Origin of the sequence: Chitinimonas viridis (genome assembly GCF_030409555.1) — a bacterium.
GTDB classification, from domain to species: Bacteria; Pseudomonadota; Gammaproteobacteria; order Burkholderiales; family Chitinimonadaceae; genus Chitinimonas; species Chitinimonas viridis.
In genome coordinates this window covers 67,667-86,669 of the sequence record NZ_JAUFPU010000003.1, presented here as the reverse complement: position 1 = coordinate 86,669, position 19,003 = coordinate 67,667, and the positions used below count along the sequence as shown (strand labels likewise).

Below are 19,003 nucleotides of genomic sequence, written 5' to 3'. Positions count from 1 at the left end.
CCAGGGGTTTTGCTTTGGCGGCCTTGCCAGCAAGGCCTGCCGCTGCGGGATTACATGTCCATACCGCCCATGCCACCCATGCCGCCCATGCCACCACCCATCGGGGCATCTTCCTTCGGCAGCTCAGCCACCATGCAATCGGTGGTCAGCATCAGCGAGGCCACGGAAGCCGCGTGTTGCAGGGCTGAACGGGTCACCTTGGTGGGATCCAGCACGCCCATTTCAACCATGTCGCCGTACTCGCTGGTACCGGCGTTGTAACCGAAGTTACCCTTGCCTTCCAACACCTTGGCAACCACCACGCTGGGCTCGTCGCCGGCGTTGGCAACGATCTGGCGCAGCGGGGCTTCGATGGCACGCAGCACGATCTTGATACCGGCATCCTGATCGGCATTGATGCCGCGCAGTTCGGTGATGGCCGAACGGGCACGCAGCAGGGCTACGCCGCCGCCAGGAACAATGCCTTCTTCAACGGCAGCGCGGGTAGCGTGCAGCGCGTCTTCGACACGGGCCTTCTTTTCCTTCATTTCGACTTCGGTCGCAGCACCGACCTTGATCACGGCCACGCCACCGGCCAGCTTGGCCTTGCGCTCTTGCAGCTTCTCGCGGTCGTAGTCGCTGGTGGCTTCTTCGATCTGCTTGTTGATCTGGCCCACGCGAGCCTGGATCAGTTCGGCCTTGCCCACGCCGTCGATGATGGTGGTGTTTTCCTTGCCGATCTCGACGCGCTTGGCTTGGCCCAGGTCGGCCAGCGAGGCCTTTTCCAGGGTCAGGCCCACTTCTTCAGCGATCACGGTGCCGCCGGTCAGGATGGCGATATCTTCCAGCATGGCCTTGCGACGATCGCCAAAGCCAGGAGCCTTCACAGCAACGGTCTTCAGGATGCCACGGATGTTGTTGACCACCAGGGTAGCCAGTGCTTCGCCTTCGACATCTTCGGCAATGATCAGCAGCGGACGGCCGGCCTTGGCCACTTGCTCCAGCACCGGCAGCAGGTCGCGGATGTTGCTGATCTTCTTGTCGAACAGCAGCACAAAGGGGTTGTCCAGCGAAGCGATCTGCTTCTCGGGATTGTTGATGAAGTACGGGCTCAGGTAGCCGCGGTCGAACTGCATGCCTTCCACGGTGTCCAGCGAGTTTTCCAGGCTGGAGCCGTCTTCAACGGTGATCACGCCTTCCTTGCCGACCTTGTCCATGGCATTGGCGATGATGTCACCAATGCTGGAATCGGAGTTGGCCGAGATCGAACCGACCTGGGCGATTTCCTTGGAGGTGGTGCAAGGCTTGGAGATATTCTTCAGCTCGCCGACCAGGGCTGTCACAGCCTTGTCGATACCGCGCTTCAGATCCATCGGGTTCATGCCGGCGGCCACGTACTTCATGCCTTCCAGCACGATGGCCTGGGCCAGCACGGTAGCGGTGGTGGTGCCGTCGCCAGCGATGTCGGAGGTCTTGGAAGCCACTTCCTTGACCATCTGGGCGCCCATGTTCTCGAACTTGTCCTTCAGTTCGATCTCCTTGGCCACCGACACACCGTCCTTGGTGATGGTGGGGGCGCCGAACGAGCGCTCCAGCACCACGTTACGGCCCTTGGGGCCCAGGGTCACCTTGACAGCGTCAGCCAGGATGTTGACGCCGATTACCATTTTTGCACGGGCGCTATCGCCGAACTTCACTTCTTTTGCAGCCATTATCTTGCTCTCCGAATTCGTTAAGGGGACTAGCGGTGTGGGGCGATCAAGCCTCGACAACACCCATGATGTCTTCTTCACGCATTACCAGCAGTTCGCTGCCATCGACCTTGACGGTCTGGCCGCTGTACTTGCCGAAGATCACCTTGTCGCCAGCCTTGACCTGCAGGGCACGGACCGAGCCGTTTTCCAGGATCTTGCCGGTACCAACCGACACCACTTCGCCCATATCAGGCTTTTCGGCCGCATTGCCCGGCAGAACGATGCCCGAGGCGGTTTTTTCTTCGGCTTCGACGCGCTTGATCACAACGCGATCGTGCAGGGGACGAATCTTCATGGTTTTCTCCTGTAGGAATACGATTTGCTGAATGCCGTGACAGGCAAAAATCAACAGTTTGATGTTCGCTGCTAGCACTCTAGGCTAACGAGTGCTAATGATATGGGCAGTGTTAGCCCATTTCAAGGGCGAGGCTTGCAGATAATTGGTCCGTTACCGCAGATAAGACCGCGCTAATGACGAACGACAGTGCCAGAATGTGAAACTGCGCCCAGCACGACATTAGATGGAAAGCGCTTTACAGGCGCATGACGGCCACCTACCAGAATGCCTCGCCATCGTTGCAGTACATGGTCCTATGCCGATAAGCTGCGCACGCCGCGCGTGGGCCGAGCCAGAAGCCCGGTCTACCAGGCAGCCAAAAACGGGCAGATGCGCCAACAGCGCACCGGACAGGAGACAAGCGCATGACCCCCCCCAATCAAGACTGGCTGGCCCGTAGCCGCCAAGCCGTATGGCATCCGTGCACCCAGATGAAACGCCACGAAGCCCTGCCCATCGTCCCAGTAGCCTGTGGCGACGGTGCCTGGCTAGTGGATTTCGAGGGACATCGCTTCCTCGATGGCGTCAGCAGCTGGTGGGTCAACCTGTTTGGTCACGCCAACCCGCGCATGAATGCCGCCATCCTGGACCAGATGAACACGCTGGAACACGTGATACTGGCCGGCTTTACCCAGAAGCCGGTGGTGGAACTGTCCGAGCAGCTGGGCCAGCTGACAGGCCTGGGCCATGCCTTCTATGGCTCCGATGGCGCCAGCGCTACCGAAATCGCGCTGAAGATGAGCTATCACTACTGGCGCAACCTGGGCCAGGAGCGCAAGACCGGCTTTGTCAGCCTGCGCAACAGCTATCACGGCGAGACCCTGGGTGCGCTCAGCGTGACCGATGTCCCGCTGTTCAGCGCCACCTACGCGCCCCTGCTGCGCCAAACCCACCGGGTCATGTCGCCAGACTGGCGCTTGGCCGAGGCCGGTGAAACCGCCGAAGCCTACGCCCTGCGAGCGGCGGCGGACCTGGAGCAATTGTTCCGGCAGCAGGCAGGCGAACTGGCGGCCTTTATTGTCGAGCCCCTATGCCAGGGTGCCGCCGGTATGGCCATGTACCACCCGGCCTATCTGCAGCGGGCACGGGCGCTGTGCGACCAGTATGGGGTGCACCTGATCGCCGATGAGATCGCCATGGGCTTTGGCCGCACCGGCACCTTGTTTGCCTGCGAGCAGGCCGGCATACGGCCCGATTTCATTTGTCTGTCTAAGGGTATTACCGGCGGCTACCTGCCGCTGTCGGCGGTACTGACGACCGACGCCATCTATGCCGCTTTCTATCACGACGATGTCAGCCGGGGTTTCCTGCACAGCCACAGCTATACCGGCAACGCCCTGGCCTGCCGCGCCGCACTGGAGGTGCTGGCCATCTTCCGCGACGACGCCGTACTGGACAGCAACCGCGCCAAGGCCGCCGCTGTCGCAGCCGATTTCGCCCGCCTGGCCAGCCACCCACGGGTAAGTCATGGCCGCCATCTGGGCATGATCTGGGCCTTTGAAGTCAACGATGCCCGCCCCGGCTTTGCCAACCGCTTCTTCGAGGCCGCCCTGACGCGGGGGCTGCTGGTCAGGCCAGTGAATAATTCCGTCTACCTGATGCCGCCCTACGTAGTTACTATCATGGAACTACAGGCCGCGTTTGCGACACTGCAGGCCTTGCTGGACGAAGGCCTGGACTGAACTGGCTGACGTAGCGAAATAACAGGTCGGGGAGCGGCGAGTTCGCATGCTAAGCGAATATCGCCTATATAAAACAACAGCAACTGTTCGTGGAAACACATGTCGCTCGCTCTCAACGTACCGGAACCGATTACCGGTTACTCCATCAGCGTCGAGACCAATCCAAAGGCCGTCAAGGCCTGGCTGGTCTCGCTGCCGCCTGCCAACCTGATGGAGACCACCCGGGCCATCTTTGATGCCTTGACCACGCTCAACCGCATCAAGCTGGACGACGACACCCGACTCAAGCTGATGGAGCACTACCAGCTGGCGTCTGACTTGCTGGATGCGCCGCTGGAAGACGCCTATACCTCGGCCACCGTACCCGCCAAGGAAAAATTCAAGCAAACCGCCGCACTGGCGCGCAACCTGCAGCTGGAGCTGGCCAATGGCTACAAGATCATCCTGCTGGGCCGGCTTGGCGCCCGCTTCAGCCTGGGCCAGAAACACATCCCCGATGTGATACGCAAGCTGCTGATCACCTACTACAAGCTGATGTGGGTGTGCTGCAAGAGCTATAGCCCTATTCCAGCCGGCGTCTGGCAGGAAGTGCATAGCCTGTTCCGCCACGCCATACAGCACAAGCTGATAGACCAGCCGGAAGGTGCCGAGCACCCGACCAAGACCATAGGCGGTTATTACAAGCAGATCCTGCTGCTGGCCCTGTCCGACCCCTACCGTTACCACCCGGTGGAGCACGACAAGATACAGGAGCTGATCAAGAGCTACGGCGCAGCCGCCCAGTTCCAGCCGCTGGGCAACACGCCCAATCCGGCCGGGTTCTTCCTGGTGCGCATGGATGTAGACCAGCCACCGGCTTTCCTCGGGCAGCGCCCGATGGATGTGGAAGCCAGCAATGCCATCCTGCTCGACACCATGGAGATGGCCAAGCTGCTGCACAAGGCGCTGCATGCCGTGGAGCAGAAACTGCCCGGCGCCAGCGACCGGCCCAAGGCCCAGGCCTGGATAGACCTGCTACGGCGCGTCACCCGGCAGTGGAGCATCGCCCCCAAGCGGGTATTCCAGCGCATACGCGCCAATAGCCGCGTCAATATGGTGGGCGGCCTGCGCATGACGGCCTTCTACCTCAATGGCGCCCAACCGCTGCTGCAGCCGGTGGTGCTGGACGACAGCATACTGGACGAGCAGGGACCAGTCAGTGTCTCCGGCGCCAACTATGGCCCGGCCGACAGCTGGCTGGTCATCAACGAAAGCCCCGGCGGCTATGCCCTCAAGCTGCAGCCCGCCCCGCAGAACTGCACCTACCGGGTGGGCGATATCGTCGGCCTGCGCGGCGCCCCAGGTGATGACTGGATGCTAGGTTGCGTACGCTGGTTGCAGACGGTGGAGGAAGGCGAATCGCTGGAGGTCGGCATACAGGTGCTGGCCCCCAAGGGCGAGCCGGCCATGCAGCGCCCCAGCATCACCCATGCCGGCGCCACCTTTCAGCCCTGCGTCCTGCTGCCCGAAGTGCCCGCACTCAAACAGCCGCCACTGGTCATCGCCCCGCGTGGCACCTTCTCGCCCATGCGCGAGCTGGTGATCTACACCGATGAAGGCGAGCAACTGATACGCGCCGTGCGGCTCAACGAGCAGGCGGTAGGCTACGAGTTGTTTGAATACGCCCCCAGTCCAGGGGCGGCACACTAGCCCGAATCCGTTACAGATTGCCTGTGAGGCTGCCGGAAGAGGCCAGACGCTAGTCTTCCGGCGCAGCCTCCCGCCGCAGTTGCCGCGCCATCTCGGCCAGCGAGATATCCAGCGAGTCATCGACCCGGCCAAATCGCTCGGCCAGCATGTCATGCAGGCCATCCACCGCGCGGGGCGGCGCCACCGGCCGGGTTACCAGCAGGTGGTAGAGTGCCTGCAGGTTGATGCGTTCCAACGCCACCGCCAGCAGCCAGCCGCCACTGCGGGTGGCTTGGGTCCAGCCTTTTTCGGCCAACCGCTCCAGCAACTCATGCAACTCATCCTGGCCTAGCGAGAGCGAGCGACGTAGCTGGCCCAGTTGCAGGGTCACGCCTTCACGGCGGGCATCGTCAAGCTTCAGCAGCAGCCGCACCGCGTCATAGAGGCGCTGGCCCGGATGCGCCCGGCGACGCCAGGCTTCGCCATGCCAGTAGGACAGACAGGCGCTCAATACGGCACCGGCCAGCACGATGACCCAGATCAGATACAGCCACAGCAGGAAGATAGGCAGGCTGGCAAAGGCACCGTACACCAGCTTATAGGAGGCGAAATTGCGCACATACAGCCCGAACAGCCCCTTCATCAGCCCCAGCGCCACCGTGGTGAACAGGGCGGCTATCCACGCGTGGCTGGGTGGCACCGGGCAATTGGGCACCACCCGGTAGAGCAAGCCAAAGCCGGCCAGCGCCATCAGAAAACCGCTGCCGTTCAGTATGGCGGTCAGCGCGCCGCTGCCGGCCTTGTCCGCCACCCAGTCGGTCATGGTCAGGCCTATGCCCAGCAGCAGGGGCCCCAGCGTCAGCACCCCCCAATAGGTCAGGGTCTTGACCATCCAGGGGCGCGAGCGCCGTATCCGCCAGATACGATTGAAGGTGCGGTCCATGGTGGCCATCATGGCCAATGCCGTCAGCGCCAGGGTGGCCATACCCACCAGGGTGAGCTTGCCGGTGTTTTCGGTGAACTGCCGCATGTAGACCGAGATCACCTTGCCGGCCGAATCCGGTACCAGGTTCTTGATCAGGAACAGCTTGACCTCCTGAGTCAGGCTGTCTGCCATAGGAAAGGCAGACACCACCATCAGGGCGATGGTCAGGAAGGGCACCAAGGCCAGCATGGTGGTAAACGTAAGGCTACCGGCCGCCTCCAGGCAGCGGTCATCACGCAGGCGGCGGAATACGAACAGCGCAAAATCCAGCGGCGCAGGCAGCTTGCTGATGACATTACGGCGATAGTCGGACAGTCTCAACATCGGTCAGTGAGGCTTTACGTGGAATGCCGCGACTATCCACGAAATACGCGGCGCGGCAAAGGCCTATAATCCCGCTTTTGCTGACTTCCACCCTTGCGTACATGGCCGACATCCTGGTTCTCTATTACTCGCGCCACGGCGCCACCCGGCAACTGGCACAGCTGATCGCCCGCGGCATCGAATCGGTACCAGGCTGCCATGCCAGGCTGCGTACCGTGCCCGCCGTCTCCAGCGTGGCCGAGGCCACCGCCCCCGCCATTCCCGGCAGCGGCGCACCCTATGTGGAGCTGAGCGACCTGCAGGAATGCCAGGGCCTGGCGCTGGGCAGCCCTACCCGTTTTGGCAATATGGCCGCACCGCTCAAGTATTTTCTCGATGGCACCAGTGCCGACTGGCTGGCGGGTACGCTGGCTGGCAAACCTGCCTGTGTATTCACCTCCACCAGCAGCCCCCACGGTGGCAACGAGGCCACCCTGCTGACCATGATGCTGCCCTTGCTGCACCATGGCATGACGGTGCTGGGCCTGCCCTACAGCGAACCCGGCCTGACCCTGACCCAGGGCGGCGGCACCCCCTACGGCGCCAGCCATGTGGCCGGCCACGACGGCCGCCGCGCGGTGGATGAACACGAGAAGGCCTTGGCCATGGCCCTGGGCAAACGCTTGGCCGAGGCTAGCCTCAAACTGGCGAGACCGCTATGAATCCCTGGATACGCCTGAGCCGTAATGGCACCCTGGCCGGCATGCTGGCCCTGTTCATCCTGTGCATCGTGTGGGAGGCCTGGCTGGCGCCGCTACGCCCAGGCTCGCTGCTGTGGATCAAGGCCCTGCCCCTGCTGCTCCCCCTGCCGGGCGTGCTGCGCGGCAAGCGCTACACCTACCAGTGGCTGAGCATGTATGTCCTGGCCTGGTTTATCGAAGGGGTGATGCGCAGTTGGGGTGACCGCGGCACCATGCAATACCTGGCCCTGGTTGAGACCTTTCTCAGCGTCTGGGTATTCTGTTGTACCGTGGTATATGCCCGATTGACCCGCCCCACACCGCAATGAACCCTTATCCACTGCTACGCCTGTTGTCCGCCGATCAGTTCCGCCCCGGCCCCGAGTTGGCCGAGGCACTGGGCGTCTCGCGCGCCAGCATTTCACTGGCACTGAAATCGGTGGCCGACCTGGGTGTCACCGTGCATACGGCCAAAAGCCGTGGCTACCGGCTGGACAAGCCCATAGACTGGCTGGAGGAGCGCAAGGTGGCCGAGCATCTGGGCACGCAGGCGCGCTATTTCGATCTGCGCCTGTTCGATGAGATCGACTCCACCAACACCGCCCTGATGCAGCAAGCCGGCCAGGGTGCGCCGGCCGGCCTGGTATTTGCCGCCGAGCACCAGACAGCCGGGCGCGGGCGGCGTGGTAGACGCTGGCAGGGCGAGCTAGGTGACGCCCTGATGTTCTCGCTGCTATGGCGCTTCAACCTGGGCGTGGCCGACCTGTCCGGCCTCAGCCTGGCCGTGGGCCTGGCCGTTGCCCGTGCGCTGGAAGGGCTGGGCCTCAGCGCCGCACGGCTCAAGTGGCCCAACGATATCGTGACCGAGCAAGGCGCCAAGCTGGGCGGCATCCTGATCGAACTGGCCGGGGAGGCACACGGCCCATCCACGGTAGTGATAGGCATAGGGCTCAACCTGCGGCTGTCCGATACGGTAAGGGGCAGTGTCGAACAGGCCGCCGAATCGCTGGCCATGCTGGGCTATGGCGGCGACCGCAACCGCCTGCTGGCAGCCCTGCTGGCCGAACTGGCGGTGCTGCTGCCCCAGTTCGAACAAGGTGGTTTTCTGCCCTTGCTGCCGCAATGGGAAGCACGCCACGCCATGCAGGGGGCACCGGCCCGCCTGCTGCTGCCCAATGGCGACAGCGTCGCTGGCACGGCGCTGGGCGTAGCCCCCGATGGCGCCCTGCGCTTTGCCACAGCCGAGGGCGAGCGCCGCGTCCATGCTGGCGAAATCAGCCTGCGGGGGGCGGCATGAGCGGCCCGGTACTGTTGCTGGACGCCGGCAACAGCCGGCTGAAATGGGCGCTGCTGGCGCCCCACGCCCCCTTGAGCTACCTGGCCGAGGGCAGCCAGGCCTACGATCAGCTGGCGCAGCTGCCGCTGGCCTTGGCCCACCACCCTGCGGTCAGCCACATACTGGGCTGCAATGTGGCCGGGCCGGCCATCGCCGAGCAACTGGCCGCCTGCTTGGCATTGCCCATAGACTGGCTGAAACCTACCGCTAACCAGGCCGGCCTCAGCAATCGCTACCGCGAACCAGCCCAGCTGGGGGCGGACCGCTGGGCGGCCATGCTGGGCGCCCGCAGCCTGGGCGCCAGCGATGCCATCGTGGTCATGGCAGGCACCGCCATGACGGTGGACGCTCTGACGGCGGAAGGGGTGTTCCTGGGCGGACTGATCGTGCCCGGCTACCGGCTGATGCGCCAGTCCCTGGCACAAGGCACAGCCGACCTGGGCCTGCCCGATGGCAGCACGGTGGATTTTCCCCAAGCCACCGGCGAAGCCATCGTCAATGGCGCGCTGCTGGCCCTGACCGGCGCCATCATGCAGATGCACGGCCGGCTGGAAAAGCACACCGGCCATGGCGCCCAGGTGTGGCTTTCGGGGGGCGATGCCAGCCTGTTGGCGCCCTTGTTGACGCCAATGCTGGCAACACGCCTGTCTGCCGTTGATAATCTGGTCCTGCGCGGCCTGGCCAAGTTGGCCAGCGATGCCTCGCCCAACTGGAATCCTGTCCCATGAAATGGCTGTTCTTCCTGTTACTGCTCGCCAATTTGCTGTTCTTCGGCTACACCCGGCTGGCAGAGCCGCAGCCGCCGCTTGATTGGCGTAACCGCGAAGTCAATGCCGCCAAGTTGCACATCGCCGAAGTCCTACCTGCCAGCCCCAGTGCAACCCCACCGGTTGACGCAGCGGCCGGGCCAGCAGCCGACACCCCGATGGTCGCCTCCGATACCCTCGAGGCGCAGGCGCCCGTGGCCGCCGAAGTCGCTGCTGCAGGCAAGGCCTGCTTTGCCTGGCGAGGCATACTCACCGAAGACCTGCCCAATGTCAGGAAGCGCGTGGCCGCCCTCAAGCTGGGTGGTGAAACCAGATTGGAAAGCAGTGGCGGCGAAGGCCCTGTGCGTTACTGGGTACTGATACCGCCACGCGGCACCACTGCCGACGCGCAAAAGAAAGCCGACGAACTGAAGACGCTGGGCGTGACCGATTTCTTCATCATCAACGACGACAAGCGCTACCTGAACGCCGTATCGCTAGGCCTGTTCTCGACCAAGGAAGCCGCCGAACGCCGGCTGGACAACCTGCGCCAGCAAGGGGTGCGTACCGCCATGCTGCGCGAACGCCGCGAAGGCGCACCTGTCAGCAACACCCTGCTGCTCAAGCAGGTCCCCAGCTCGGCCAAGACCCTGTTGAATCAGGCTGCGACCGCCTTCCGCGGCAGCACCATCACCAGCATAGGTTGCTGATACCCCTGCAGGCTGGCGCCGTCGGCACCGGCCTGCATCACTGCAGCTCCAGCCGCAGCACCTCGCCATCGGCGGCATCGGTCAGCAGATAGACCCAACCGTCCGGCCCCTGCCTTACGTCCCGCACCCGCCGCCCCAGCTCCATCAGCAGCTTCTCCTCGGCCACCACCCGCTCGCCGTCCAGGCTGAGCCGTGCCACATGCTGGCCACGCAAGGCGCCCACCAGCAAGCTGCCGCGCCAGCCTGGGTAGCGGTTGCCGGTATAGAAGGCCATGCCGGAAGGCGCGATGGACGGATCCCAGTAATGCTGTGGCTGCTCCATGCCGTCCTTGGCCGTCCCCTCGCCTATCTTGCCGCCGCCATAGTTGCGGCCATAGGTGATGACGGGCCAACCGTAGTTGCGCCCCGCCTTGGGGGTATTGATCTCATCGCCCCCCTGGGCACCGTGTTCGGCCGTCCATAGCTGGCCGCTTTGCGGGTGGATGGCCGCCCCCTGTACATTGCGGTGGCCCAGCGACCATATCTCAGGCTGATAGCCCGGCCGGCCGACAAAGGGGTTATCCGCCGGCACGCGGCCGTCGTCATGCAACCGCACCACCTTGCCCAGATGCTCCATGGGGTGCTGGGCGCGATCACGCTGAAAGCGCTCGCCCATGGCCAGGAAGAAACGCCCATCGAGCGCAAAGGCCAGGCGTGCGCCAAAATGATTGCCGCCAGCCACCTTGGGCTGCTGGCGGAACAGTACCTGAACGCCCTGCAGTTGCTCCCCCACCAGCTTGCCGCGCGCCACGGCGGTGCCGGCCAGGCTGGCCTGCTGGGGGTCGGGCTCGGCGTAGACAAGGTAAACCCATTGGTTGGTGGCAAAGGCCGGATGCAGCACCACATCGAGCAGACCGCCCTGGCCGCTGGCAAACACGGCTGGCACGCCTTTCAGCGGTGCCGATACGGCGCCATCCCTGGCCACCAGGCGCAGCCTGCCTGGCCGCTCGCTTACCAGCATGCGGCCATCGGGCAAGAAGGCCAGCCCCCATGGATGCTCCAGCCCACGCGCCACCGTCACCGCCTGTAGTTTGGTGGCGGCCTGCAAAGGTGCGGACTGCATAGGTGCCACCGGCACAGGCACGGCCGCAGTGGGCGTCTCCGCGCCATGGCAGGCCACCAGGGACAGCAGGCTGGTGATGATCAAGCTATTGCTGGCAGACAAGGTTGCGTCCTCCGTCAATAAGAGCGGCTAACAAAACCCAGCGTAGCGGCTCTAAGGCGCCGTGCATAGCGCCACACCCCACGCCATCCCCACCCGCCAGGGTAAGCTAGCGCTTCACGAACATCAGATCCCACACCCCATGGCCCAGGTTCAGGCCACGCTGCTCGAACTTGGTCAGCGGACGCCATTCCGGCCTTGGCGCATAGCCCTCTGCCGTATTGCGCAAGGCCGGATGGGCGCTCAGCACGTCCAGCATCTGCACGGCGTAGTCCTCCCAGTCCGTCGCCATATGCACATAGGCGCCCTGCTTGAGCCGGCTGACGATGCGATCCAGAAACTCGGGCTGCACCAGCCGGCGCTTCTGCTGCCGCTTCTTGGGCCAGGGGTCGGGGAAATACAGATGGAAGCCATCCAGGCTCTCCAGAGGCAGCATGTGCTCCACCACCTCGACAGCATCATGCCGTACCACGCGGATATTGCTCAGCTGTTTTTCGCTGATCAGCTTGAGCATATTACCCACCCCGGGGCCATGCACCTCGATGCCCAGGAAATCGGTATCGGGCCGCGTCTGGGCGATTTCCGCCGTTGCACCGCCCATGCCAAAACCGATTTCCAGCACCTTGGGCGCCTCCCTGCCAAAGGTCTGGGTCAGATCCAGCAGTTCATGTCGGTACTCCACCCCCCATTGCGGCATGCCCTCTTCCATGGCGCGAGTCTGCGCCTCGGAGAAATGCCCCTGGCGCAGCACGAAACTGCGGATATGGCGATGATGCGGATTGTCCAAGATGGGGCCTTTCTACTGCGAAATCAGGTTGGAACGAGTGTTCTGGGGCTAGCCGCTTCTTAGAGCGACTAGCAAAACCCAGCGTAGCGTTTCTGGCTAGGCGCGCGCAGCTGACAGTACGTGGGTACGGCAAGCTCGCACAACAACGCCAGAAGGGTTTTGTTAGCCGCTCTTTGCGCGCCTGGCCTTCAAGTGCTTGAGGTCGGCAATGACAATAAAGCTCAGTATCACCAGCAGACCCCAGGAACTGATTTTACCCCAGTGCACCAGCGTCCAGCCGGCGGCTTGCTCTGGATACTGCCAGGCGCGAAAAAACGTGGCGATGTTCTCGGCCAGCCAGACAAAGAAACCGATCAACACAAAGGCAATCGGCATGGGCATCCAGCGCGGTGTTGCCAGCGGATGGAAGTACACCCGGGTGCGCGCAAAGATCAGCACGGTGGCGCCTATCAGGAGCCAGCGCAGATCGGGCAGGAAGTGATGGGTGAAGAAGTTCAAATAGATGGCGGCACACAGGGGTAGGCTAAGCCAGTAGCTGGGGTAGCCAGTCAGTCGCAAGTCCATGATGCGCCAGGCCTGCGCCATATAGCTGGCCACGGCGGCGTACATGAAGCCACTATAGAGCGGCACACCCAGCACCTTGCTATAGGCGAACTCCGGGTAATGCCACGAGCCTATGGCCGGATGCGTCTTGAACACCTCCAGCGCAAAGCCCAGCAGATGGAACAGGCTGATGGTCTTGACCTCGTCCCAGCTCTCCAGCCGGGTAGCGATCAGCAAGCCCTGGATCAGCAACGCCGCCAGCAGGATGAAGTCGTAACGCGGCAATGGCCCCAGCGGCAGCTTGGTGGACAGGGCCAGCACCACGAAGAACGAGCCTGCAAATATGCAGGCGCGCGCCTCTTTCAGGCCAAACCACCAGAACTCGCGGCAAAACCGGGCGAAACCGCCCGGTGCAGGTAGTGCAGCAGCCTGACTCAAGCTCGCCTCAGCCTATCATGCCGGTAGTGGGCGAGCTGGGGCTGGCCGAGTAAAGCTTGCGCGGCATGCGCCCCGCCAGAAAGGCCTCGCGGCCGGCTTCCACGCCCTTGCGCATGGCGCTGGCCATCAGTACCGGGTGCTGTGCCGCCGCAATGGCGGTGTTCATCAGCACGCCGTCGCAACCCAGCTCCATGGCGATGGCGGCATCCGATGCCGTGCCCACGCCGGCATCGACGATCACCGGCACACGCGCCTGCTCGATGATGAGCTTGAGGTTCCAGGGGTTCAGTATGCCCATGCCCGAGCCTATCAGGCTGGCCAGCGGCATGACGGCGCAACAGCCTATCTCCTCCAGCTGCTTGGCGATGATGGGATCGTCCGAGGTGTAGACCATCACATCGAAGCCATCCTTCACCAGGGTTTCGGCCGCACGCAAGGTCTCCACCACATTGGGGTAGAGGCTGTGGGCGTCGCCCAGTACTTCCAGCTTCACCAGCTTATGTCCATCCAGCAGCTCGCGGGCCAGCCGCAGCGTACGTACTGCATCGTCGGCGCTGTAGCAGCCGGCCGTATTGGGCAGGTAGGTGAACTGGCTGGGTGGCAGGTAATCGAGCAGGCTGGGCGCCTGGGCATCCTGGCCGATATTGACCCGACGGATGGCGACAGTCACGATCTCCGCGCCCGAGGCATCAATGGCCGCGCGGGTCTCGGTGAAGTCCTTGTACTTGCCGGTACCCACCAGCAGGCGGGAGCCATAGACGCGGTCGGCAATCTGGAATGGAGCATCTTGCATGGGCTTGGTTATCCGTCAGTATAGGGCAGCCGGGAGCAGGCGCTCCATCAGGCGCACCCTGGGGTCTTTGCCAGACTGGGCGCAGAGGGCCCAGCCATGCTTCTGATAAAGGTATCGCGCCGGGCTGCCAGGCAGTCGGCCAGGTGGTGTTCCAGGTCTATGGTGGCAAACCGCAGCGGCTGATGCACTCAGCCGCCCCCTACTGCCACCACGATCTCCAGCCTGTCGCCGGCCAGCAGCAGCGTCTCACCATGCAGGCGCTTGGGCACGATTTCGCCGTTGCGCTCAATGGCAATACGGTGCCCCGTATGGCCCAGCCTATCCACCAACTGGGCCAGATTGAGATCGGGATCGAACTGGCGGGTTTCGCCGTTGAGGGTGATGGTAATCACGGTAAGGGGTGCGCAGAGCCGGTCAAGGCATTGATTCTAGCATTGCCCGGCCCATCGCCAGGATGGCTAAGTACCTGTTCAATATCTTTTCGCCAGCGGGCCGGCGCGAGGCGAAAAGACCTTGAACAGGCGCTAAGACTTCAGCCTGTGTATCCGCACCACGCTCTCCAACTGGCGCAGGGTCTGCATCACTCTGGCCAGGTGCTGGCGGTTTTCCACCTGTACGGTAAAGCTGATCTCGGTGTAACGATCGCCCTCGTGATCGCTATCCATGCGCACATTCTCGATATTGGCCGCCGCCTCCGAGATGGCGGCGGCAATCTGCGCCAGCACGCCACGCTCGTGCATGGCCAGTATCTTGATCTGCACGTCAAACAGCTTGCCGGCGGGGACATCCCACTCCACCTCCAGCATCTTCTCCGGGTCCACCTTGCCATGCCTGCCTACGACCTGTGGGCAGTCATGGGTATGGATGACCAGCCCCTGCCCCTGCTTGATCAAGCCGATGATAGGGTCGCCCGGTATGGGATTGCAGCAGCGGGAGAACTGCACCGCCACCCCCTCGGTACCGCGTATCAGGATAGGCCCGCTCTTGGCCTCGCCTTCGGTCAGCAGGCCGGCCAGCGTCAAGAGGCGCTGCGCCACCACCACACCGATACGCTTGCCCAGGCCGATGTCAGACAGTATCTCGTCACGCCGTGACGGGGCGTTTTCTTTGAGGTAGCGCTCCCAGGACTCGGGTGGCAACTCCACGCTCTGGTTCATCAAGGCCCGGGCGGCCTGGCTCAGCATGCGCTCACCCAGTTGCACCGATTCCTCATAGCGCATGGTCTTGAGGAAGTGCCGGATATGCGAGCGCGCCTTGCCCGTCACCACAAAGTTAAGCCAGTTGGGATTGGGCCGGGCCGTGGTGGCCGTAATGATCTCCACCTGGTCACCGGTCTTGATGGCGGTCCGCAGGGGCATCAGGTCGTAGTTGATGCGGGCGGCAATGCAGCGATTGCCGATGTCGGAGTGCACCGCATAGGCAAAATCCACTGCAGTGGACCCTTGCGGCAGGGTCAGTATCTTGCCCTTGGGGGTAAAGACATACACCTCGCCAGGGAACAGATCGACCTTGATATGCTCGAGGAATTCAACCGAATCCCCCGACATGGATTGGATCTCCAGCAGACTTTGCAGCCACTGGTGGGTTTTCTGCTGCACATCGCTGACGCCGTCGTCGCCGGATTTGTACATCCAGTGCGACGCCACGCCGGCCTGCGCCACCTTGTGCATATCGTGGGTGCGTATCTGCACCTCGATGGGCGTGCCATAGGGGCCGGACAGCGCCGTATGCAGGCTCTGGTAGCCATTGGGCTTGGGGATGGCGATATAGTCCTTGAACGTACCAGGGCGGGGCTTGTAGAGGCCGTGCAGGGCCCCCAGCACCAGGTAGCAGGTCGATACATCGCGGACAATGACACGGAAGCCGTAGATATCCAGCACCTCGGAGAAGCTCAGGTGCTTCTCCTGCATCTTGCGATAGATGCTGGCCAGGTGCTTTTCACGGCCATACACGGTGGCCTCTATCCTGGCGTCTTCCAGTTTTTGCTTGATGGCGTCCTGTATCTTGTTCACCACCTCGCGCCGATTGCCCCGCGCCGCCTTCAATGCCTTGCCCAGCACCTCGTAGCGCATGGGGTGCAGGTAGCGGAAACTCCAGTCCTCCAGCTCCTGATAGATGGCATGCAGGCCGATGCGGTTGGCGATGGGCGCGTAGATTTCCAGCGTCTCGGCGGCAATCCGCTTTTGCTTGTCCTCGCGCATGGCATCCAGCGTGCGCATATTGTGCAAGCGGTCGGCCAACTTCACCAGGATGACCCGCACATCGCGGGCCATGGCCATCAGCATCTTGCGGAAGTTCTCCGCCTGCGCCTCTTCCTTGCTCTGGAACTCCAGCTTCTCCAGCTTGGACAAGCCATCCACCAGCTCGGCGATAGGCTTGCCGAAGCGATCGGTCAGCTCCAGCTTGGTGACCCCGGTATCCTCCATGGTGTCATGCAGGAAGGCGGCCATCAGCGCCTGGGCATCCAGGTGATGATCAGCCAGGATATCGGCCACCGCCAGCGGGTGGGTGATATAGGGCTCGCCGCTCTTGCGGAACTGGGTCTTGTGGCACTCGGCGCTGAACAGGAAAGCCGTGCGCAGCAACGGCAGATCCTCGGGCTTCAGATAGCCCGATACCTTGGCGAACAGAACGTTCGCATCCCTCGCCACCAGTGCGGCGTACTCCTCGGGGACGGGGATGTCTTCGGCTATCAGCATGATGTAGGGTAGCTAGAGGGACAAAAAGCGGGCATAGCCCGCTTTTGTGCTGCCCTGCAACGCTTAGCTACGCGCCCGGTGCAGTATCTCGATACCGATCTTGCCCGCAGCCAGCTCACGCAGGGCCAGCACGGTGGGTTTGTCGCGACCCACCTGATCAACCAGCGGCGTGGAGCCATTGGCCAACTGGCGAGCGCGGTAGGCGGCCGTCAGGGTCAGGTCGAAACGGTTGGGGATACGGTCGAGGCAGTCTTCTACGGTAATACGGGCCATGGTCATTTACTCCGGTAAAACGGCCGGCATGGCGGCCGGCACGGGTTCTGTGATGCTCAGCCCTGCAGGCTGGCAATAAGGGACTGGTGCCGCTCGCTCTGGGCTGCCACCTTGCAGCGCTCAGCGCGGACGATACCGATGATGTCACGCACGGCCTGATCGATATGCTCGTTGACGATCACATAATCAAATTCGGCCAGGCGGGCGATCTCTTCGCGGGCGTTGGCCAGGCGGCGAACAATGGCGTCTTCGCTATCGGTACCCCGATTGCGCAAGCGCTGCTCCAGCACCTCGGCGCTGGGCGGCAGAATAAAGATGCCTATCTCGTCGCCAAAAATCTTGCGCACCTGCTGGGCGCCCTGTACATCTATCTCCAGCAGGATGTCCTGGCCCGCCGCCATCGCATCGGTAATCCACTTCTGCGATGTGCCGTAGAGATTGCCATGAACCTCGGCATGCTCCAGAAACTCGCCACGGCTTACCATGGCGAGGAACTCCTCGCGGCTGACGAAATGGTAGTCGCGACCATCCTGCTCACCATCGCGCGGCGCGCGGCTGGTAAAGGAAACAGACAGTTGCACCTTGGCATCTGCGGCCAACAGCCCCCGCACCAAGGTGGCCTTGCCGGCACCCGAAGGCCCAGCCACGACGAAAAGCTTGCCTTTGCTCATAGCACTATCTCATTGATTCAAACGGCCTCGCGCCAGCGTAACACAAACCACCCCTCGCCCGCATGCACAGTGGGCAGTATAGCCCCCAACCACCCCGCGTCACGCCCAGGTTCAACCCAGGCAAAAGGCCAAGTTCAAGCCCTATGCGCATCCGTAGGCATGGACGGCACAACCAAGTCGCGGTGGGGCGGGCCATAGGCCTGATGAATAGCACGGTACTTCAGTGATGCCGGTAACCGATACCGACTGCGGTGCTTAGCTGCGCTTGAATACCATTCCCTCACGGATCAGCGCCGAAACCACCCTACCCGTACAAAACCACCAAGGTCCACGAACGCCAGCGAGGCTCCCCCTGCGGCGGCAGGGGGCGGGGGGATGGGCTAGATCAGGGGAATAGTGATGATGGCCCAGCCGCTGCCACTTTCCATCAAAGCCTGGGCTCTGCCCGGGCCTGCCGCGATCGCCATCACCCAAACCCCCTGGCCATCATTCAATATTCTGCACCTGCTCCCGCATCTGCTCGATCAGCACCTTCAACTCCAGCGAGGCCTGCGAGGTCTCTACCGCCACCGACTTGGAGCCCAGGGTATTGGCCTCGCGATGCAGTTCCTGCATCAGGAAGTCCAGGCGCTTGCCGACCGCTCCACCGGTCTTGAGGATGCGACGCAGCTCAACGATATGGGTGCTGAGGCGGGTCAGCTCTTCCGCCACGTCGATCTTCTGGGCGAACAAGGCCACTTCCTGGCGCACCCGGTCATCGTCGGCACTACCCAGTGCCTCGACCAGCCGCAGCTTCAGCTTCTCGTCATAGGCGGCCACGATGGTGGGCAGGCGTGGCTGCACTTCGGTGACGATGGTCTCGATCTTGGCGATGCGCTCCAGCATGGAATCCGCCAGCTTGGCGCCTTCGCGGCCACGGGTGGCGGCGAAATCGGCCAGCGCGATATCCAGCAGTTCCAACGCGGTCTGCTGCATAGCCTCCGGCGTCACCGAATCGGTTGCCAGCACACCAGGCCAACGCAGCAGTTCACCCATCTTCAGGTCACCTGCCTGGGGGGCGATATCACGTGCCTGTTGCGATAGCGCCACCAATTGCGCCAGCAGGCCGGTATTCAACTGCAGCCGCGGCTGGGTCTCGGCGCGGGCCGAGAACCCGACGCGGCAATCCAGCTTGCCACGCGACACCTTGCCGGCCAGCTTCTCCCGCAACTGGTTCTCGATCAGCCGCAGCTCTTCAGGCAGGCGCAGGTTGAGATCGAGAAAACGGTGGTTCACCGCCCGCAATTCCACGCTCAACAGGCCACCGGCCAACTCTCGGGTAGCGACGGCGTAGCCAGTCATGCTCAGTATCATGGGGT

19 protein-coding genes are annotated in these 19,003 nt (G+C 63.0%); 7 read left to right on the top strand and 12 right to left on the bottom strand.

Annotation, left to right across the window (positions count from 1 at the left end; all coding sequences use genetic code 11):
- Positions 1-50: 50 nt before the first annotated feature.
- Both groL and groES read right to left on the bottom strand, forming a co-directional pair.
- Entirely contained in the window at positions 51-1,691 is a 1,641-nt protein-coding gene (groL, locus tag QWZ03_RS03230; protein ID WP_290331418.1) for a chaperonin GroEL, read from the bottom strand.
- A 46-nt stretch (positions 1,692-1,737) separates the two neighbouring features.
- Positions 1,738-2,028: a co-chaperone GroES gene (gene groES / locus QWZ03_RS03225; RefSeq protein WP_284196995.1), complete on the bottom strand. Its 291-nt coding sequence runs from the start codon at positions 2,026-2,028 to the stop codon at positions 1,738-1,740.
- Between the two features lie 407 nt (positions 2,029-2,435).
- Here groES and bioA point away from each other — a divergent pair, with 407 nt between their 5' ends.
- Both bioA and QWZ03_RS03215 read left to right on the top strand, forming a co-directional pair.
- Positions 2,436-3,752 (top strand): adenosylmethionine--8-amino-7-oxononanoate transaminase, encoded by a 1,317-nt coding sequence (bioA, locus tag QWZ03_RS03220; protein WP_290331417.1) that lies wholly within the window; start codon positions 2,436-2,438, stop codon positions 3,750-3,752.
- 99 nt (positions 3,753-3,851) lie between these two features.
- The gene (locus tag QWZ03_RS03215) at positions 3,852-5,441 is read left to right on the top strand and encodes a cyclic-di-GMP receptor FimW-related protein (RefSeq protein WP_290331415.1); all 1,590 of its coding nucleotides are present in this window, start codon (positions 3,852-3,854) and stop codon (positions 5,439-5,441) included.
- 49 nt (positions 5,442-5,490) lie between these two features.
- Here the strand turns inward: QWZ03_RS03215 and QWZ03_RS03210 are convergent, their stop codons facing one another.
- On the bottom strand, positions 5,491-6,729 hold the full coding sequence (locus QWZ03_RS03210; RefSeq protein WP_290331414.1) for a YihY family inner membrane protein: 1,239 nt from the start codon (positions 6,727-6,729) through the stop codon (positions 5,491-5,493).
- 101 nt (positions 6,730-6,830) lie between these two features.
- On the opposite strand from QWZ03_RS03210, the gene wrbA reads away from it, so the two are divergent.
- The 5 genes from wrbA to QWZ03_RS03185 are packed head-to-tail and all read left to right on the top strand — an operon-like array spanning position 6,831 to position 10,240.
- On the top strand, positions 6,831-7,430 hold the full coding sequence (wrbA, locus tag QWZ03_RS03205; RefSeq protein WP_290331413.1) for an NAD(P)H:quinone oxidoreductase: 600 nt from the start codon (positions 6,831-6,833) through the stop codon (positions 7,428-7,430).
- On the top strand, positions 7,427-7,777 hold the full coding sequence (locus tag QWZ03_RS03200) for a DUF2069 domain-containing protein (RefSeq protein ID WP_290331412.1): 351 nt from the start codon (positions 7,427-7,429) through the stop codon (positions 7,775-7,777). The genes wrbA and QWZ03_RS03200 overlap by 4 nt, the downstream gene beginning before the upstream one ends.
- Positions 7,774-8,745, top strand: coding sequence for a biotin--[acetyl-CoA-carboxylase] ligase (locus tag QWZ03_RS03195; RefSeq protein ID WP_290331411.1), 972 nt, complete (start codon positions 7,774-7,776; stop codon positions 8,743-8,745). The genes QWZ03_RS03200 and QWZ03_RS03195 overlap by 4 nt, the downstream gene beginning before the upstream one ends.
- Positions 8,742-9,512, top strand: coding sequence for a type III pantothenate kinase (locus QWZ03_RS03190; RefSeq protein WP_290331410.1), 771 nt, complete (start codon positions 8,742-8,744; stop codon positions 9,510-9,512). Before QWZ03_RS03195 ends, QWZ03_RS03190 begins: the two co-directional genes overlap by 4 nt.
- Positions 9,509-10,240, top strand: coding sequence for an SPOR domain-containing protein (locus tag QWZ03_RS03185; RefSeq protein ID WP_290331409.1), 732 nt, complete (start codon positions 9,509-9,511; stop codon positions 10,238-10,240). The genes QWZ03_RS03190 and QWZ03_RS03185 overlap by 4 nt, the downstream gene beginning before the upstream one ends.
- Before the next feature lie 37 nt (positions 10,241-10,277).
- Here QWZ03_RS03185 and QWZ03_RS03180 read toward each other — a convergent pair whose 3' ends face one another.
- The 9 genes from QWZ03_RS03180 to QWZ03_RS03140 form a co-directional block, all read right to left on the bottom strand.
- Positions 10,278-11,444: a PQQ-dependent sugar dehydrogenase gene (locus QWZ03_RS03180; RefSeq protein ID WP_308447507.1), complete on the bottom strand. Its 1,167-nt coding sequence runs from the start codon at positions 11,442-11,444 to the stop codon at positions 10,278-10,280.
- A gap of 106 nt (positions 11,445-11,550) precedes the next feature.
- A complete protein-coding gene (trmB, locus tag QWZ03_RS03175) occupies positions 11,551-12,228 on the bottom strand; it encodes a tRNA (guanosine(46)-N7)-methyltransferase TrmB (protein WP_290331408.1) in 678 nt (225 codons plus the stop codon).
- A gap of 162 nt (positions 12,229-12,390) precedes the next feature.
- Positions 12,391-13,209 carry a DUF817 domain-containing protein gene (locus QWZ03_RS03170; RefSeq protein WP_290331407.1) on the bottom strand — a complete coding sequence of 273 codons (819 nt, stop codon included), beginning with the start codon at positions 13,207-13,209 and terminating at the stop codon, positions 12,391-12,393.
- Between the two features lie 7 nt (positions 13,210-13,216).
- A complete protein-coding gene (locus QWZ03_RS03165) occupies positions 13,217-14,002 on the bottom strand; it encodes a thiazole synthase (protein WP_290331406.1) in 786 nt (261 codons plus the stop codon).
- A gap of 188 nt (positions 14,003-14,190) precedes the next feature.
- Positions 14,191-14,394: a sulfur carrier protein ThiS gene (gene thiS, locus QWZ03_RS03160; RefSeq protein WP_308447032.1), complete on the bottom strand. Its 204-nt coding sequence runs from the start codon at positions 14,392-14,394 to the stop codon at positions 14,191-14,193.
- A gap of 132 nt (positions 14,395-14,526) precedes the next feature.
- Positions 14,527-16,701, bottom strand: a complete 2,175-nt coding sequence (locus tag QWZ03_RS03155; protein ID WP_284196983.1) for a RelA/SpoT family protein — start codon at positions 16,699-16,701, stop codon at positions 14,527-14,529.
- A gap of 63 nt (positions 16,702-16,764) precedes the next feature.
- Positions 16,765-16,974 (bottom strand): DNA-directed RNA polymerase subunit omega, encoded by a 210-nt coding sequence (gene rpoZ, locus QWZ03_RS03150; RefSeq protein ID WP_284196982.1) that lies wholly within the window; start codon positions 16,972-16,974, stop codon positions 16,765-16,767.
- Between the two features lie 56 nt (positions 16,975-17,030).
- Positions 17,031-17,645, bottom strand: coding sequence for a guanylate kinase (gene gmk, locus QWZ03_RS03145; RefSeq protein ID WP_290331404.1), 615 nt, complete (start codon positions 17,643-17,645; stop codon positions 17,031-17,033).
- A gap of 486 nt (positions 17,646-18,131) precedes the next feature.
- On the bottom strand, positions 18,132-18,998 hold the full coding sequence (locus QWZ03_RS03140) for a YicC/YloC family endoribonuclease (protein ID WP_290331403.1): 867 nt from the start codon (positions 18,996-18,998) through the stop codon (positions 18,132-18,134).
- Between the last annotated feature and the right edge of the window lie 5 nt (positions 18,999-19,003).

Bases quoted from the DNA above. Each gene is read 5' to 3' on its own strand.
- groL (WP_290331418.1), bottom strand. From the start codon at position 1,691: ATGGCTGCAAAAGAAGTGAAGTTCGGCGATAGCGCCCGTGCAAAAATG.
- groES (WP_284196995.1), bottom strand. From the start codon at position 2,028: ATGAAGATTCGTCCCCTGCACGATCGCGTTGTGATCAAGCGCGTCGAA.
- bioA (WP_290331417.1), top strand. From the start codon at position 2,436: ATGACCCCCCCCAATCAAGACTGGCTGGCCCGTAGCCGCCAAGCCGTA.
- QWZ03_RS03215 (WP_290331415.1), top strand. From the start codon at position 3,852: ATGTCGCTCGCTCTCAACGTACCGGAACCGATTACCGGTTACTCCATC.
- QWZ03_RS03210 (WP_290331414.1), bottom strand. From the start codon at position 6,729: ATGTTGAGACTGTCCGACTATCGCCGTAATGTCATCAGCAAGCTGCCT.
- wrbA (WP_290331413.1), top strand. From the start codon at position 6,831: ATGGCCGACATCCTGGTTCTCTATTACTCGCGCCACGGCGCCACCCGG.
- QWZ03_RS03200 (WP_290331412.1), top strand. From the start codon at position 7,427: ATGAATCCCTGGATACGCCTGAGCCGTAATGGCACCCTGGCCGGCATG.
- QWZ03_RS03195 (WP_290331411.1), top strand. From the start codon at position 7,774: ATGAACCCTTATCCACTGCTACGCCTGTTGTCCGCCGATCAGTTCCGC.
- QWZ03_RS03190 (WP_290331410.1), top strand. From the start codon at position 8,742: ATGAGCGGCCCGGTACTGTTGCTGGACGCCGGCAACAGCCGGCTGAAA.
- QWZ03_RS03185 (WP_290331409.1), top strand. From the start codon at position 9,509: ATGAAATGGCTGTTCTTCCTGTTACTGCTCGCCAATTTGCTGTTCTTC.
- QWZ03_RS03165 (WP_290331406.1), bottom strand. From the start codon at position 14,002: ATGCAAGATGCTCCATTCCAGATTGCCGACCGCGTCTATGGCTCCCGC.
- QWZ03_RS03155 (WP_284196983.1), bottom strand. From the start codon at position 16,701: ATGCTGATAGCCGAAGACATCCCCGTCCCCGAGGAGTACGCCGCACTG.
- rpoZ (WP_284196982.1), bottom strand. From the start codon at position 16,974: ATGGCCCGTATTACCGTAGAAGACTGCCTCGACCGTATCCCCAACCGT.
- gmk (WP_290331404.1), bottom strand. From the start codon at position 17,645: ATGAGCAAAGGCAAGCTTTTCGTCGTGGCTGGGCCTTCGGGTGCCGGC.
- QWZ03_RS03140 (WP_290331403.1), bottom strand. From the start codon at position 18,998: ATGATACTGAGCATGACTGGCTACGCCGTCGCTACCCGAGAGTTGGCC.